This window comes from Klebsiella indica (assembly GCF_005860775.1).
Classification (GTDB): Bacteria; Pseudomonadota; Gammaproteobacteria; order Enterobacterales; family Enterobacteriaceae; genus Klebsiella; species Klebsiella indica.
In genome coordinates this window covers 1-1,050 of record NZ_VCHQ01000073.1, presented here as the reverse complement: position 1 = coordinate 1,050, position 1,050 = coordinate 1, and the positions used below count along the sequence as shown (strand labels likewise).

Below are 1,050 nucleotides of genomic sequence, written 5' to 3'. Positions count from 1 at the left end.
GTGGACGGTAGCCTTTGAAGAACGGAGTATGACGGCCGCCTTCGTCTTTGGACAGAATGTACACTTCAGATTCGAACTTGGTGTGCGGCTTGATTGAGCCCGGCTTAGCCAGAACCTGACCACGTTCGATTTCTTCACGTTTGATACCACGCAGCAGAACACCAACGTTCTCACCGGCACGGCCTTCGTCCAGCAGTTTGCGGAACATTTCTACGCCAGTACAGGTTGATTTCTGCGTGTCTTTGATACCAACGATCTCAACTTCTTCACCTACTTTGATGATACCGCGCTCTACACGACCGGTAACAACGGTACCACGACCGGAGATGGAGAATACGTCTTCGATCGGCAGCAGGAACGGCTTGTCAATCGCACGCTCTGGTTCCGGGATGTAAGAATCCAGGTAGCCAGCCAGTTCGATGATTTTCGCTTCCCACTCTGCATCGCCTTCCAGCGCTTTCAGAGCAGAACCACGAACGATCGGCGTGTCGTCGCCCGGGAAATCGTACTGAGACAGCAGCTCACGCACTTCCATCTCAACCAGTTCCAGCAGCTCTTCGTCATCAACCATGTCGCATTTGTTCAGGAACACGATGATGTACGGAACGCCTACCTGACGACCCAGCAGGATGTGCTCACGGGTCTGCGGCATCGGGCCGTCAGTCGCAGCAACAACCAGGATCGCGCCGTCCATCTGCGCAGCACCGGTGATCATGTTTTTAACATAGTCGGCGTGGCCCGGGCAGTCTACGTGCGCGTAGTGGCGAGTCGGGGTGTCATATTCAACGTGAGAAGTGTTGATGGTGATACCACGTGCTTTTTCTTCCGGCGCGTTATCGATCTGGTCGAAAGCACGAGCGGCACCGCCGTAGGTTTTAGCCAGTACGGTAGTGATGGCAGCAGTCAGGGTAGTTTTACCATGGTCAACGTGGCCGATAGTACCGACGTTGACGTGCGGTTTTGTACGTTCAAATTTTTCTTTAGACATCGATTGTCCCTCTAAGACACGGATAAATCGGTGATATCACCACATCAACCAGGCAACATACC

At 53.3% G+C, this 1,050-nt stretch carries 1 protein-coding gene; it reads right to left on the bottom strand.

The window, feature by feature from the left end:
- The coding region (tuf, locus tag FE839_RS24505) for an elongation factor Tu (RefSeq protein WP_138363275.1) at nt 1-988 on the bottom strand (988 nt) is incomplete at its 3' end.
- Nucleotides 989-1,050 lie beyond the last annotated feature (62 nt).